Annotated in this window: 15 protein-coding genes; 9 read left to right on the forward strand and 6 right to left on the reverse strand. The window is 67.1% G+C overall.

Annotated elements, in window-relative coordinates; all coding sequences use genetic code 11:
• The first annotated feature begins 105 nt into the window (after nt 1-105).
• The 5 genes from AC5RU7_RS03100 (at nt 106) to AC5RU7_RS03120 (ending at nt 4,195) form a co-directional block, all read left to right on the forward strand.
• Nucleotides 106-1,686 carry a PspC domain-containing protein gene (locus AC5RU7_RS03100; RefSeq protein ID WP_494051009.1) on the forward strand — a complete coding sequence of 527 codons (1,581 nt, stop codon included), beginning with the start codon at nt 106-108 and terminating at the stop codon, nt 1,684-1,686.
• Between the two features lies 1 nt (nt 1,687).
• The gene (locus tag AC5RU7_RS03105; RefSeq protein ID WP_494051010.1) at nt 1,688-1,984 is read left to right on the forward strand and encodes a hypothetical protein; all 297 of its coding nucleotides are present in this window, start codon (nt 1,688-1,690) and stop codon (nt 1,982-1,984) included.
• A 3-nt stretch (nt 1,985-1,987) separates the two neighbouring features.
• Nucleotides 1,988-2,245, forward strand: a complete 258-nt coding sequence (locus AC5RU7_RS03110; RefSeq protein WP_009358328.1) for a PspC domain-containing protein — start codon at nt 1,988-1,990, stop codon at nt 2,243-2,245.
• 162 nt (nt 2,246-2,407) lie between these two features.
• Nucleotides 2,408-3,433 carry an ATP-dependent 6-phosphofructokinase gene (locus AC5RU7_RS03115; protein WP_494051011.1) on the forward strand — a complete coding sequence of 342 codons (1,026 nt, stop codon included), beginning with the start codon at nt 2,408-2,410 and terminating at the stop codon, nt 3,431-3,433.
• Between the two features lie 45 nt (nt 3,434-3,478).
• Nucleotides 3,479-4,195, forward strand: coding sequence for a GNAT family N-acetyltransferase (locus AC5RU7_RS03120; protein WP_494051012.1), 717 nt, complete (start codon nt 3,479-3,481; stop codon nt 4,193-4,195).
• Here the strand turns inward: AC5RU7_RS03120 and AC5RU7_RS03125 are convergent.
• From AC5RU7_RS03125 to AC5RU7_RS03150, 6 genes are all read right to left on the reverse strand, one after another.
• Nucleotides 4,157-5,674 carry a DHA2 family efflux MFS transporter permease subunit gene (locus AC5RU7_RS03125; RefSeq protein ID WP_494051013.1) on the reverse strand — a complete coding sequence of 506 codons (1,518 nt, stop codon included), beginning with the start codon at nt 5,672-5,674 and terminating at the stop codon, nt 4,157-4,159. The genes AC5RU7_RS03120 and AC5RU7_RS03125 overlap by 39 nt on opposite strands.
• 43 nt (nt 5,675-5,717) lie before the next feature.
• The gene (locus AC5RU7_RS03130) at nt 5,718-6,122 is read right to left on the reverse strand and encodes an ankyrin repeat domain-containing protein (RefSeq protein WP_494051014.1); all 405 of its coding nucleotides are present in this window, start codon (nt 6,120-6,122) and stop codon (nt 5,718-5,720) included.
• Nucleotides 6,122-7,204, reverse strand: a complete 1,083-nt coding sequence (ygfZ, locus tag AC5RU7_RS03135; RefSeq protein ID WP_494051015.1) for a CAF17-like 4Fe-4S cluster assembly/insertion protein YgfZ — start codon at nt 7,202-7,204, stop codon at nt 6,122-6,124. Before ygfZ ends, AC5RU7_RS03130 begins: the two co-directional genes overlap by 1 nt.
• 22 nt (nt 7,205-7,226) lie before the next feature.
• A complete protein-coding gene (locus AC5RU7_RS03140; RefSeq protein ID WP_494051016.1) occupies nt 7,227-7,607 on the reverse strand; it encodes a flavodoxin family protein in 381 nt (126 codons plus the stop codon).
• A gap of 16 nt (nt 7,608-7,623) precedes the next feature.
• Nucleotides 7,624-8,232 carry a nitrobindin family protein gene (locus AC5RU7_RS03145; protein ID WP_494051017.1) on the reverse strand — a complete coding sequence of 203 codons (609 nt, stop codon included), beginning with the start codon at nt 8,230-8,232 and terminating at the stop codon, nt 7,624-7,626.
• 172 nt (nt 8,233-8,404) lie between these two features.
• Nucleotides 8,405-9,172 carry a permease gene (locus tag AC5RU7_RS03150; protein ID WP_494051018.1) on the reverse strand — a complete coding sequence of 256 codons (768 nt, stop codon included), beginning with the start codon at nt 9,170-9,172 and terminating at the stop codon, nt 8,405-8,407.
• Nucleotides 9,173-9,506: 334 nt separating this feature from the next.
• Here AC5RU7_RS03150 and AC5RU7_RS03155 point away from each other — a divergent pair, with 334 nt between their 5' ends.
• The 4 genes from AC5RU7_RS03155 (at nt 9,507) to AC5RU7_RS03170 (ending at nt 14,570) form a co-directional block, all read left to right on the forward strand.
• Nucleotides 9,507-10,205 (forward strand): winged helix-turn-helix transcriptional regulator, encoded by a 699-nt coding sequence (locus tag AC5RU7_RS03155; protein ID WP_494008955.1) that lies wholly within the window; start codon nt 9,507-9,509, stop codon nt 10,203-10,205.
• Nucleotides 10,206-10,238: 33 nt separating this feature from the next.
• Nucleotides 10,239-11,210, forward strand: a complete 972-nt coding sequence (gene mshD / locus AC5RU7_RS03160; protein ID WP_494051019.1) for a mycothiol synthase — start codon at nt 10,239-10,241, stop codon at nt 11,208-11,210.
• 130 nt (nt 11,211-11,340) lie between these two features.
• Nucleotides 11,341-13,590 (forward strand): RNA degradosome polyphosphate kinase, encoded by a 2,250-nt coding sequence (locus AC5RU7_RS03165; RefSeq protein ID WP_494051020.1) that lies wholly within the window; start codon nt 11,341-11,343, stop codon nt 13,588-13,590.
• An 11-nt stretch (nt 13,591-13,601) separates the two neighbouring features.
• Complete coding sequence (locus AC5RU7_RS03170; RefSeq protein WP_494051021.1) at nt 13,602-14,570, forward strand: NUDIX hydrolase; 969 nt, start codon at nt 13,602-13,604, stop codon at nt 14,568-14,570.
• Nucleotides 14,571-14,599 lie beyond the last annotated feature (29 nt).

The raw sequence follows: 14,599 nt of genomic DNA on the forward strand, positions 1-14,599 counted from the left end.
CAGGGTTCCCCGGACGGGATTCCGGCGGCAACCGGGGGTGACTCAGGGACGGTTCAGGGTATCCCCCAGTAGAGCGCCGACCAGCCCAAACGCGAGGATTTAGGTATGAACTCGCAGACCCCCTCCCCCGACGACGGCCAGCCCACCGAGCCCCTTCCGGGTCCCGGCAGCCAGCGGCCCACCGAGCCCCTGCCGTCCTCCGTGCCATCAACTCCCGACCCGTCCGCGGGCCCTTCCGCCCCGCAGGACGCGGACAGGAACGACACCGGGACCGGCGACGGCCGGAACAGTTCCGGCTACCAGCCCGGAGCCAGCAATCCTTCCGGCAGCCATGCGGCCGCGTCCGGCGCGCTTCCCGGCCCGCAGTACGCTTCCACCCTCCCCTCCCAGTCCACGGACTTCTTCACCTGGGTCCGGAGCCATGGCGTCCATCGGGGCACCGACCGCTGGGTGGGCGGTGTCTCCAGCGGCATCGCCAACCGGCTGGGCGTGGATCCGCTGATCATCCGCGGTGTCTTCATCGTCCTCACGCTCTTCGCCGGCATCGGCGTGCTGCTCTACGGCCTGGCGTGGGCGTTCCTCCCCGAACCGGACGGGCGAATCCACGTCCAGGAAGCCGGGGCGGGCCGCTGGACCACTGGTATGACCGGCGCCCTGATCGCCACGATCATGGGCCTGACGGGCCTGGGCGGCGGATTCTGGGGCTGGAGCCATAACGGCTTCGGCGGCTTCCTCTGGACCGTCTTCTGGGTGGGCGGCGCGATCTACCTGGTCTACTACCTGTCCCAGCGCAACAAGGGCGCGAGGCCGGCGATGGCCGGACAGCAGCCGGGTCCCTACAGCGGCACGTACGACGCCGGGTACCCCGGAACTGCCGCCGCCTCCTCCTTCTCCGCCGCCGCCGCCGGAACAACCTACGGCAGCGCCCCCGGGTCAGGTTCCATGCCGTCCTACGGCGGCGGCTCGGGCACCGGTTCCTACGGGGACGGCACCTATGGCGGCGGCACCGGTACACCGGCTTACGGCACCCCCACCCCTCCGCGGCCGCCGAAGCCCCGGCCTGCGGGTCCCGGCGCCCCGGCAGTCGCCATCGCAACCGGCGCGGCACTGCTGGTGGGCGGCGGCCTCAAGGCCCTGGACATCACCAACGTGATCAACCTGGGCGATTCGGCCAACGCGATCGTCTGGGCAAGTGCAGCCGCTGTCCTGGGCCTGGGCATCCTGCTGGCCGGCATCCGCGGCAGGACGGCAGGAGTCCTGAGCCTCTTCGCCGTCATCGCGCTGGTCACCGGTGGTGTGTACAACGTGGTGGGTGACGGCGACCGGGTCCGGTTCCAGCAGGTCAACTGGAGCCCGGCAACCATCGCGGAGGCCCGGGACGGGTACGACGTCACGGCCGGACGGGGAACCGTGGACCTCACTAACCTGGCCGACGACGCACCGCTTACGTCCGACGTCGTCATCCCGTTGGACATCACCGCCAGCAACGTGACTGTGGTCATCCCGGACAACGTGCCCGTGGACATCAAAGCGGACATGACCATGGGAAACCTCAATGAGGCGACCGGACAGCGCGGCGGCACCACCACCCGCGAAAGCAGCTACAACACAGACGAGCCCGGCAGCCGCCTGGTGGTCCAGATCGACGGCACGTTCAGCAACGTCACCATCGAGGAAGGCAACTGAAATGAGCAACAGCAACCAGGCCCCCGAGCCCCGGACCCCTGGCTCCTACTCCACGGATGTCCCGACGGCGGCAAGTACCGATGCAGGAACGGCACCGGCCCGGGTGGGCACGGTGGTGTGGGGACTCATTGTCCTGGCCCTGGCGGCCCTGATCATCGTGGCACAACTGGGCATCGTGACCCTCAACGGCACCTACGTCCTGATCGGCCTTATGATCGGAGCCGGTGCCGCGCTGGTGGTGGGCGGCCTGCTGTCGGCCCGCAAACGTGACAACGAACCAACAACAGGGAAGTCTTGAACCATGGACAAGTTTTTCAGCATCGTCAGGGGCCTCGGCCTGAAACGCGGCCCGCAGCGCTGGCTCGGCGGGGTCCTGGGTGGCATCGCGGCAAAGCTGAACGTGGATGTGGCCTACGTCCGGATCGCCTTCCTGGTGTTTTGCCTGCTGCCCGGACCTGCCGTCGTCTTCTACCTCTTGGCGTGGGCGGTCCTTCCGGACCAGCGCAACGTGATCCCGCTCCAGACCTTCCTGGACCGGCGCTCACTGAACCGTCCCTGACTCACTGCAGCCCCTGCCCCCACCGGGCAGGGGCTGTTGTGTTGCCGGCGGACGGGCGCTTTGTAACCAGTTTGTGTCGTACCCCACACCTCCCACTACACTTCTAGATGAGCTCAGCGTGGCGCTCTGCCTGTAAACCCTCTCCCAGGATTTGAGCCAAACATGAAAATTGGAATCCTCACCAGCGGTGGCGACTGCCCCGGATTGAACGCGGTGATCCGCGGCGCTGTACTGAAAGGCATCGCCATCCACGGCCACGAATTCGTCGGATTCCTCGACGGCTGGCGCGGCGTGGTGGAGGGCGACATCATCGACATCCCCCGCACCATGGTCCGCGGCATCGCCAAACAGGGCGGCACCATCCTCGGCACCTCCCGCACCAACCCGTTCGAGAACGGCGGCGGCCCCGAGGTCATCAAGGCCCACATGGACCGCCTGGGCATCGACGCCATCATCGCCATCGGCGGTGAGGGAACCCTGGCCGCCGCCAAGCGCCTCACCGACGCCGGCCTCAAGATCGTCGGCGTCCCCAAGACGGTGGACAACGACCTCGACGCCACCGACTACACCTTCGGTTTCGACACCGCCGTGCAAATCGCCACCGAAGCCATCGACCGGCTCCGCACCACCGGCGAATCCCACCACCGCTGCATGATCGCCGAAGTCATGGGCCGGCACGTGGGGTGGATCGCGCTGCACGCCGGCATGGCCGCAGGCGCCCACGCCATCCTCATCCCTGAGCAGAAAGTCAGCATCGAACAGATCACCGAGTGGGTGAACGAAGCCCACGCCCGCGGCCGCGCGCCGCTGGTGGTGGTGGCCGAAGGCTTCGTTCCCGAGCACATGGAAACCCCGCACTCCGAACGCGGCCTCGACACGTTCGGCCGTCCCCGCCTGGGCGGCATCGCCGACCAGCTGGCCCCCGAGCTGGAAGCCCGCACCGGTATCGAAACCCGCGCCACCATCCTCGGCCACATCCAGCGCGGCGGCGTCCCCTCCGCCTTCGACCGGGTCCTGGCCACCCGCCTCGGTATGGCCGCCATCGACTCCGTGGTGGAAGGCTACTGGGGCACCATGGTGGCCCTGAAGGGAACGGACATCGAGCACGTCGGCTTCCAGGACGCCCTGGGCCAGCTCAAGACCGTCCCCCAGCGGCGCTACGACGAAGCCGCCGTTCTCTTCGGCTGAGCTGTCCTGCCCGGTTGAGCGGTCTGGCCGCCCTAGGCTGGGAACATGACACTTGACCCCGGTTCCGCTGCCATCATCCAGCTTGCGTGGGCACGACGCCTCAGGTTGGACGACGACGCCTTCGGGGAAGCCCTCGCTTCCGGCCAACGCGTGGTCCGGGCTGACGAATCGGCCCGGACCGTGGAGTTCCTGCGCCTCTTCGGCAGTTCCGCCCTGGTGGGGCCGCAGTGGGTCATTGACGCCGCGACGGGCATCCCGGACGAGGAGATGGCGCAGCACGTAACCCTCCTGACCCTGACCCGCTCCCACGGCGGGCACGGACTGGGCGCCGCAGCCCTATTCTTCGCCGACGACCTGCCGCTCAAGCAGCCGGCCGGGGAGATGACCGTTTCGCACGGCAACCCCGAAGCTATCGAACTGGAGGGCCGGTGCCCGCCGGACGACGTCAACGAGGTTGGCCTCTCGGACCTGGAAAACCGCTACACCCTCGTCCACGAGGTTGAGGGACGGCGAATCCCCCTTGCCTGCGGGGCCTACACGGAGTGGGAGGGCCTGCTGGCGCACCTGGGTGTCCTGGTGGACCCGGAATGGCGCCGCCAGGGGCTCGGGACGCTAGCCGCTTCCATCGCGGCCCATGAAGCACTGGCAGCCGGGCTGACGCTGCAGTGGCGGACGGACGTCAGCAACACCGGAGCGCTGGCGCTTGCCCGGAAACTTGGCCTTTCAGCCGGCGGAATCCAGACCAGCGTCCACCTTGGCTGACGCGGGCGCTGCCATGCCCCAGCCCTGAACCGGCTGGGGTTTCGCGAAGAACAGCGCAACCGCAGCGCCGGCCAGGACCACCGCGGCGGGCAGCAGGATGGACTGGCCCATCGCCGTCGAGAATCCGCTGTGGAGGGCTTCCGGCAGGGTGCCGCTGAGGGCCATCCCTTCGCCGGCCGTGCCGGCCGGTCCCCCAGCGGGCAGTTCAGCCGCGAGCCGTGCCTGGATCAGCACGGCGATGGCTGCACTGCCCAGCACCGCCCCGAACTGCCGGGTGGTGTTGTAGACACCTGAGCCAGCCCCGGCCTGGCGCGGCGGAAGGTTACGGGTTGCAGTGGTGCTGAGCGGCGCCCAGATGCCGGCGTTCGCGAACCCCAGGACGGCGCTGGGCAGCAGGAAGAGCAGGATGGGCGTTCCGGGCTGCATCAGGAGCGCGTTCCAGGCCAAGGCAACGGCCATCAGGGTCAGACCGGCCGCGGCCAGGTACTTGGGGTTGATCCGGTCCACAACCTTCCCCACCACCGGTGCCAGCCCGCCCGAGATGAGGGCCATGGGCACCATCAGCAGGGCTGACTGCGTGGGCGTCAGGCCGCGGACCATCTGGTAGTAGAAGATCAGCGGCAGCATGAATGCCGTGACGGTGAACCCCACCATGGTGATCCCCAGGTTGGCGAGCGAGAAGTTCCGGTCGTGGAACAGCCCCAGCGGCAGCAGCGGCTCGCCCTTGTTGTACCGCTGCCACACCACAAAGCCCGTCAGCACAACCAGGCCGGCGATGATCAGGCTCCACACGCTGACGGGTCCGGCGATGGTGCCCCAGTTGTACGTCTCGCCCTCCTGGATGCCGAAGACCAGGAGGAAGAGTCCGACGGCGCTGAGCACCACGCCCGGGATGTCGAACCGATGCTGGTGGGTGCTGAGGGCGGGAACGTTCCGCAGCGCCAGGATGAAGCCCACGACGCCGATGGGCAGGTTGATGAAGAAGATCCACTGCCAGCCCAGCCCGTCCACCAGGACGCCGCCCAGGATAGGTCCCACAAGGGTGGCCATCCCGGCGGTGGCTCCCCAGACCGACATGGCCGCCCCGCGCCGGTCGGGCGGGAAGATCCGGGTGATCACGGCCATGGTCTGGGGCGTCATGATGGCCGCACCCAGGCCCTGCAGCACGCGTGCGGCGATGAGCGTCTCCACGTTCCCGGCCAGTCCGCACCACAGCGAGGCAAGGGTGAACACCACCAGACCCAGAAGGTAGAGCTTTTTGGGTCCGAACCGGTCGCCGAGCCTGCCGGTGATCAGCAGCGGCACCGCGTACGCCAGCAGGTAGGCGCTGGTCACCCAGATCACCGAGTTGATATCCGCGCCCAGGCCCTCCATGATCACGGGGTTTGCCACGGAGACGATGGTGCTGTCGATCAGGATCATGAAGAACCCGATCACCAGGGACCACAGGGCAGGCCAGGGCTTTGCTACGTTTTCCACTCGGTCATCTTTCAGGGTGTTGGCCGGGCAGACCCGGAAACGGCTAGCCGAGGAGGTCGAGGATCTCTTGGCGCGCGAACATCTGTGCCGCGGCGCGGGCCGAAGGGGAACCGGCGTCAGGATCCGCGCCGGCGTCCAGCAGCACACGGGCTACTTCGGGGTAGCCCTTGAATGCCGCCCCCGCCAGCGGTGTCTGCCCGCGGTCATTGGGCGTGTTGGCGTCTGCGCCGTGCTGGAGGACCAGCCGCACCGCATCCGCATGGCCGTGGTAGGCGGCCAGCATCAGGAGGGAGTCCCCGGCGGAGTTGGTCAGGTTGGCCGGTGCGCCTGCCTCAAGGTAGGCGCGCAACAGGTCGGTGTTGCCCTCCCTGGCCGCCTCGAAGAGGGTGTGGGCCAGGGCGACGGCGTCGTCGTCGGTCCCGGCGGTTGGTGCGGCGTTGTCAGTCATCAGCGTGGCCCCCTGAGGAATCCGGTCTGGCGCCCCACCACCTGGCCGGCGTCGGGGGCGACGATGAGTTCTTGGCTGGCGGGGTATGGCTCGTCCCCGTCCAGAACCGTCAGTATCTCATCCGGGGCCACCGAACGTTTTATGACCGCCAGCGCAACCGGGCCCATTTCGTAGTGCTGGGCCACCGAGGTCACCGTCCCCACCTTCCGGTCACCCACCAGGACGGGGCTGCCGGCGGCGGGCAGGGTGTGCTGCGATCCGTCCAGCTGCAGGAACACGAGGCGCCGCGGCGGATGTCCCAGGTTGTGGACGCGGGCAATGGTCTCCTGCCCCTTGTAGCAGCCCTTGGCCAGGTGCACTGCGGTGCGGAGGAGGTCAAGTTCGTGCGGGATGGTCTTGTCATCCGTCTCGGCACCGATCCGGGGCCGCCAGGCGGCCACGCGCAGGGCCTCGGCTGCGAGGGTACCGGCGAGGGGGCGCCCGGCGAGCGTCTCCTCCAGGGCTGCCGCGGGGACAAGGTATTCAAACCAGGGACGCTCCAGTCCAGGATGGTCGATCTCGGCAACCGTGGCATAGGAGAAGCCGCCGGCGCTGACCTGCGGCCACGGGTCCTGCCAGGCGAGCAGGCCGGACCATTCCGGGACCGCCCTGGTGCTGCCCACAACAGCCCACCCGGTGGAGACGTCCGCCACTTCAACCCGCAGCATGAACTTCATCCTGTTGAGGAACTCCGCCAGCGGGGCTGCCTCGGCGCCCTCGACAATCAGCCAGGTGGTCCCGCCGTCGTCAACCACCCGCGCATCAAACTCAATCCGCCCCTGCACGCTCAGGAGCAGCAACTCGCTGGACTCGCCCGGCGTCAGGCCGGTGACCTGCTGCGAGGAGAGGGTGTTGAGCCAGTTCAGCCGGTCCGGACCGGTGACGGTCACTACGCCGCGGTGGGAGAGGTCGACGACGGCGGTTCCGGCGGCCAGGGCGCGCTGTTCGCGCAGGGGCTCGCCGTAGTGGGCCGCGACGCCGGCGTCCGCGCCGGCCGCCTCAACGGCGCCAGGGCGCGACAACAGTGGGCTGGGAATAGTCATATGAAGTAGAAGTCCTTGGAGGCTAGCGATATTCCGGGTTTTCGAAATCGAACCGGGTCCCGGCGGACCATTCCTGCGGGAGGTTGCCGTAGGCGGGCAGGCCGCCGGCGTCCTTGAGGATCCGGGCCACTATCACGATGTCCGCCGCCTGGACCGCGGGGTAGAGCTCGGGCCACTTATCCGCCTGCCAGCCGTACTGCCTCATGTCCGGGTAGACGCCGCTGGCAATATCGTGATCCACCGTGCGGATCACCAGGGTGCTGACACCCTGCTTTTCCATGATCCGCCGGCTGATGTTAATCAGGCCGTCGGTGTTGGACGTTTGCGGGGATTTCTTGAGCGTACCGTTGAAGAAGACGGCCTTCAGGTCGCTGTAGTCCTTCAGGCCTTCGACTGTTCCCACGGCAGCGCTCCTTTGGTTACGAAACCCGTTTCAGGAAGGCCGAGGCGTGGGCTTCCAGGCCCTTGCCGCCTTCTCCCCCGGTTGCCACGTCCCAGCGCCACAGCAGGTTGCCGTCCACCAGCCCGAAGATGCGGGTAGCGGCGCTGTAGTCCTTGGAATGGCTGCCCCGCATCACCATGTCCGTGGTGAGCTGGATCTGGGGGCCCTTGATCTGCCCGTAGTACAGCTCCGAGATGCCGCCGGGATGGGAGATGGACACCGAGATGTCGAAGCCGCCCTCGCTGTTGCGCAGGGCCTCCACCTCATCGGCACTCTTCAAGGCAGGCACGATGTCCGCCGGGATGAGGCCCGGCCCGCCATCGGCGTCCAGCTGTTTGCGCTCCAGCGCCCAGAAGCCGGTCTCGACGGTGAGCGGCCGCAGGCGGGTGCCGTCGTCGTCGGTCAGCCAGCTTTCCGCACGGTACTGAAGGTACGGCAGGCCGTTGTGGGTGAAGGAAACGTGCTGCATGAAATGCTCCGAGTCCTCGTCCCCGCTGCCGAGCCGGCCGCGGCCTTCCCACTCACCGATGAGCCAGGAAAGGGGAACGAGTTCAGGGGTCAGATCCGTAGGAATCTCAATGGGCACGGCAATTACCTCGAGATACAGCTAGCTCTGGAAAGTTCGGTCTACTTCTGGCCTTTGAAGAGGCGGTAGACCACAAAGCCGGCAAACCAGGCCATCGAAAGGCTGGCGATGCCGAGCAGGACAAGGAAGAAGATTTCAAAAGCAAGTACGGACATGATGCCATCCTAACGCGTTAGTAGATGAGTAGTTTGTCTATGAAGTAGGCAAGGGAACCCACCGCGGAGACGGGCGCCAGCCCCATACCGAGCGACGCAGGAACGTTCAGCGGGGCACCGCGGAGGGTGGCCATCCGGCGGAAACTGGCCAGCACGGCACCTACCACGACGCCGAAAATGGCGGCGGGAAGGACTTCTATGTCGGAGAGCACCAGGCCCGCGAGCGGCCCGGCAAGCCCGGCCAGGACCATGCCCAGCGGCGCCACCACACTGTCGGGCCACCGGATGAGTCCTGTGATCAATGCCACTGCGGCACTGATGGCCGCGACCAGGAGCATCTCGCGCACACCGTTGAACCTGGCTCCGGCAACCCATCCTGAGCCAAGGCAGGACAGCAGGACGCCCACGCAGCAGCCGAGCGTGGACTCAAGCCGCTGCGCCTGGCCGGTTCCCCGGATGAGCTGCACCACGAAGACTGCCATCATTCCCAAGGCAATGAATCCGGGCGTCCAGTCGAGGAAACCGGGTGCGGGCACCACCGCAGCGGCGATTGCGGAAGCTGCGCCGGGCAGGGCAATGACTGCTGCGAGCGTCTTCTTGGCCGGAATCCGCAGGAAGTGGGGCCAGCCGACGCCCACCGTGGCGGCGATCAGGACCGCCACGACCACCAGGGCTTCCCTGGTGGTGTAGACACCGGCGATGATGGCCGCGAGACCTGCGATTCCCACGAGGCCGATGGTCCAGGAGCCGAGTGAACGAACGGGTGCCTGCAGATCCGCCGTCATGCGGGACCCTGCCTCTGCTTAGCGTCTGCACTCACTGCGCTGCAATCCCATCCTGGCGTCGACCTGGGGCAGAGCCCCTTCCTGGCAGGGCATCCGGCCCTGGCTCAATCCTGCCTTATATGAACGGGATATGTCGCAAAACGTCCCGTTGCAGCGCGTGAAGCTCTGGTACCGCAGAGGGTGCCGGGTATACTCAAGGTTCAGCTAAGCGCCCTGCCGGGGTGGCTGGCCGGCAGCTTTCCACGCCGGCCGGAAACCCTTACGGGAGCCAGTACCCGCCGGTGGAAATCCGGTTCAGTCGCTCAATGATGCGCGGACGGCCCTTGGAGGAACAATGTCGCACATCCTGTTACTGACGAACAGCACCGGCACTTCGGTCGACATCCTGCCTGCCCTTGAATTGCTGAACCACCGGGTCCATATCCTCCCCGCCGAGCCCACGGCCCTGCTCGAAACAGACCCTTGCGACATCGTCCTGCTGGACGCGCGGAAGGACCTGGTGGGCGCCCGCTCGCTCACCCAGCTCCTGAAGGCCACCGGCCTCAGCGCCCCGCTGGTGCTGATCCTCACTGAAGGCGGCATGGCGGCCGTTTCCTCTGCCTGGGCTGTGGACGATATCGTCCTCGATTCGGCCGGCCCCGCCGAGGTGGAAGCGCGGATCCGACTGTCGGTGGCCCGGGCCGTACCTGAACAGGAAGACGCGCCAAGCGAAATCCGCGCCGCCGGCGTGGTCATCGACGAAGCCAGCTATACCGCCCGCGTAAACGGTGCTCCGCTGAACCTGACCTTCAAGGAATTCGAACTCCTGAAATACCTCGCCCAGCACCCCGGCCGGGTATTCACCCGCCAGCAGCTCCTCACCGAGGTGTGGGGCTACGACTACTACGGCGGCACCCGCACCGTGGACGTCCATGTCCGGCGCCTGCGCGCCAAGCTGGGCGCCGACCATGAGAACCTGATCAGCACCGTCCGCAACGTGGGGTACCGCCTCACCCTGGTGCGGCAGCAGGAAGACGAGCTCACCGAGGCCTGAGTGGTGGGCCTCCAACCCGTATAGCCTTGCTTCATGACTCCTGCGCATCCTGAGAAGTGGCCCGTCCATGTTGTCCGAGGCGGCGTTGACCAGCAGCTCCTGAAAGACTGCCGCGACCTGCTTGCCGCGGCCGAAGAGTCCGACGGCAATCCGTCCATCTCGGAACAGACCCTGGTGACCATGCGCGCCGGCGATTCCACAGGACACTCGCTGCTGACCCTGGCGCTGTACGCCCCTGATGAGGACTCGGATCCCGCCACGGGGCAGGATCTGGCGGGCTTCGCCGTCGTGGTCGAGGAAGCGGACGGCAGCGGAATCCTGGAGATCGCCGTCCACCCCTCCTACCGCAACCAGGGCGTGGCCGACCGCCTGGTGGGCGCCCTGGTCGAAACCCGGGGGCTGGACGGGTTGAAGGCCTGGTCCCACGGCAACCACGAGGCCGCCGCGGATCTCGCCGCCCGGTACGGTTACACGCCCGTGCGTGAACTGTGGAAGATGCGGATGACGACGGCGGGCGCTGACCTTCCCGACGCCGGCTTCCCGGAGGGGGTAACGCTCCGTGCCTTTGTGCCCGGTCAGGATGAGGAGGCATGGCTGGAGGTGAACAGGGCGGCCTTCGCAGACCATCCGGAGCAGGGCAACCTCACGCGGGCGGACCTTGAGGCACGCATGGCCGAGGACTGGTTCGACCCCGCGGGTTTCCTCCTGGCCGAGGATGCCGGCGGGCGGCTGCTGGGCTTCCACTGGACCAAGGTGCACCCGCAGCACGGCCCGCACCCTGCCATCGGCGAAGTCTATGTGGTGGGCGTGGCGCCCGAGGCACAGGGCATGGGGCTGGGCAAGGCGCTCACCGTCGCGGGGATCCGGCACCTCCAGGAGCAGGGGCTGCACGCCGTGATGCTGTACACCGACGCGGAGAATGCACCCGCCGTTTCCCTGTACCGCCGCCTGGGGTTCACCCGCTGGGACATGGATGTGATGTACGGGCCGGTGGCGGCCGGTTAGTCCAGTCGACTGACATGTGCGCCGGAGTACCCGGAAATCGAGGGTTTCGCGGCAATGAATGCTTGTAAGGTTGAAACAAGACCGCGCGGGCCGGAAGCACCAGCACCAAGCGCCAGGTAAAGGAGATGCCATGAACCCGGAACCTTCCGGAACAGCCACGTCCCAGGATGTTGCGGTTCCTGTACGCGCCCGCTTCGGTTCCTCCGAAGTACCGGCTTCCCGCGCCACCCAGGACCGCATTGACATTCCGGAATTTGCGCCGAACCTGCAGCCCGAGGGTGACATCCGCCCCGACCGCTTCCTGGACCGTGAATTGAGCTGGCTCGCCTTCAACTCCAGGGTCCTGGAACTTGCCGAAGATCCCTCCCTGCACCTCCTGGAACGCGTCAGCTTCCTGTCGATTTTCGCGTCCAACCTGGACGAGTTCTTCATGGTCCGTGTGGCGGGCCTGAAGCGCCGCATCGCCACGGGCCTGGCCGTCCCCTCCCCTGCTGGACTGAGCCCCGTGGAGGTTCTGGAAAGGATCAGTGAGGAAGCACACCGGCTGCAGCAGCGGCACGCGCAGGTGTACGCAGACCAGATCCGCCCGGCCCTGGCCTATGAGCACATCCACCTGATGCACTGGGACGAACTGGACGACGCCGCCAAGCAGCAGCTGAGCGCAATGTTCGCCGAGAAGGTCTTCCCCATCCTCACGCCGCTGGCGGTGGACCCGGCCCACCCGTTCCCGTATATTTCCGGGCTTTCCCTGAACCTGGCCGTGGTGGTGCGGAACCCGGTCAGCGACAAGGAACTGTTCGCCCGTGTCAAGGTGCCGGACCAGCTGCCGCGCCTGATCTCCATCGACGGTCCCCGCGCCGGCGCAGTGGCAGGCCGGGTGGCACGGTTCATCGCCCTCGAAGAAGTCATCGCCGTCCACCTGGACAAGCTCTTCCCCGGCATGGAGGTCCTGGAACACCACACCTTCCGGGTCACCCGCAACGAGGACGTGGAGGTGGAGGAAGACGACGCCGAAAACCTCCTGCAGGCGCTGGAGAAGGAACTGCTGCGCCGCCGCTTCGGTCCTCCCGTGCGGCTGGAAGTCACCAATGACATCAACCCCAACATCCGTGCGCTGCTGATCCGCGAACTGGGGGTGGAGGAATCCGAGGTGTACTCGGTGCCGGCTCCGCTGGACCTCCGCGGCCTGTCCGTCATTGCCGGCATTGACCGTGCCGATCTCCACTACCCCAAGCACGTCCCGCACACTTCCCGGTACCTGAACGAGTCCGAGACCTCCAAGGCCGCAAACGTCTTCGCGGCCATGCGCCGCCGCGACATCCTGCTGCACCACCCGTACGACTCGTTCTCCACCTCCGTCCAGGCGTTCCTGGAGCAGGCAGCTGCGGACCCCAAGGTCCAGGCCATCAAGCAGACGCTGTACCGAACGTCGGGCGACTCCCCCATCGTGGACGCCCTGATCGACGCCGCCGAAGCCGGCAAGCAGGTTCTGGCGCTCGTGGAGATCAAAGCCCGCTTCGACGAGCAGGCCAACATTTCCTGGGCGCGCAAGCTCGAGCAGGCCGGCGTGCACGTGGTCTACGGAATTGTGGGCCTGAAGACGCACTGCAAACTGTCGCTGGTGGTCCGGCAGGAAGTGGACGGGCTGCGCCGGTACTGCCACATCGGCACCGGCAATTACCACCCGCGTACCGCGCGGTACTACGAGGACCTTGGCCTTCTGACGGCCAACGACCAGGTGGGCGAGGACCTGTCCAAGCTGTTCAACCAGCTCTCCGGCTACGCCCCGAAGTCCACCTTCAAACGCCTGCTCGTTGCGCCGCGCTCGGTGCGGTCAGGGCTGATCGACCGGATCGAAACCGAAATCCGCAATGCCCGTGCCGGGGTACCCGGCCGGGTGCAGATCAAGGTGAACTCCATGGTGGATGAAGCAATCATCGATTCCCTGTACCGGGCTTCCCAGGCCGGTGTGAAGGTGGACGTGGTGGTCCGCGGCATCTGCTCCCTCCGGCCGGGTGTACCGGGCCTGAGCGAAAACATCACCGTCCGCTCCATCCTGGGCAGGTTCCTTGAGCACTCCCGGGTCTTCGCGTTCGCCAACGGCGGTGACCCCGTGGTGTACATCGGCTCCGCGGACATGATGCACCGCAACCTGGACCGCCGCGTGGAGGCCCTGGTCCAGCTGGCAAGCGCCGACGACATCAACTACGTCCTGGACCTGCTCAAGCGGTACATGGCACCCGAAACCGCCAGCTGGCACCTGGACAACGAGGGCGACTGGTCCCGGCACCACCTGGCCGAGGACGGCAGGCCGCTTGAGGACGTGCAGTCCTGGCTGCTCGCCTCGCGCCCCCGGCAGCGCAGCCTGAGCCGGCGGTAAGGGCAGCCGTTTTGTCGAGCGATGCACTCGTAGCTGACCAGACAGACCATCCCGGGGAACCAGTTGCAGTTACCGCTGCCGGCGCCCTCCCGTGGCGGGTGGCAAATGACAGGCTTGAAGTCCTGCTGATCCACCGCCCCCGCTATGACGACTGGTCATGGCCCAAAGGGAAAATTGACGACGGCGAGACCATCCCCGAATGCGCCCTCCGGGAGGTGCGGGAGGAGATCGGCCTGGACGCGCCTTTGGGCCGTCCGCTGCCGGCCATCCACTACCGCGTCGCGTCCGGCCTCAAGGTGGTTTTTTACTGGGCGGTGAAGGCCAATGGGACACGGCTGGTTCCGGACGGCAAGGAGGTGGACAGCGTCATGTGGTGCACCCCGGAGAAGGCGGCCAAGCTGCTCTCCAACCCCACCGACGTCGTGCCGCTGGAATACCTGCGCAAAGCCCACGAGGACGGCGAGCTGAACACCTGGCCGCTCATAGTCCTCCGGCACGCCAAAGCGAAGCCACGCTCCTCCTGGACCAAAGCCGAAGGTGAACGGCCACTGGCCGCCACCGGGACACGGCAGGCACAGGCAGTGGGACGGCTGCTGCAGGTCTGGCAGCCCCCGCGCGTGGTCACCAGCCCCTGGCTCCGGTGCGTGGCGACCGTTGCGCCCTATGCGAAGGCAGCAGGGGCGAAGGTTCGGATGGCGGAAGCCCTCACTGAGCACCGCCACCACCGCAGCCCGAAGAAGACCGCCGCCGTCGTCGAGGCCCTGTTCGACAAGCAGCGGCCTGTGGTGGTCTGCACCCACCGGCCCGCGCTGCCGACGGTCTTCGCGCACCTGGCGAAGCACATGCCGGGCCGGCTGAGCAGCCTCCTGCCCTCGGAGGAGCCGTACCTCTCCCCCGGCGAAGTGGTGGTCTGCCATGTGGCGCCCGGGGCAAAGAACCACGTGGTCGCCGTCGAGCAGTTCAAACCGTTCGACGACTGACCCGGCCGGGATTCAGAAAGGCGACAAGC

The organism is Arthrobacter sp. K410C, assembly GCF_059090105.1.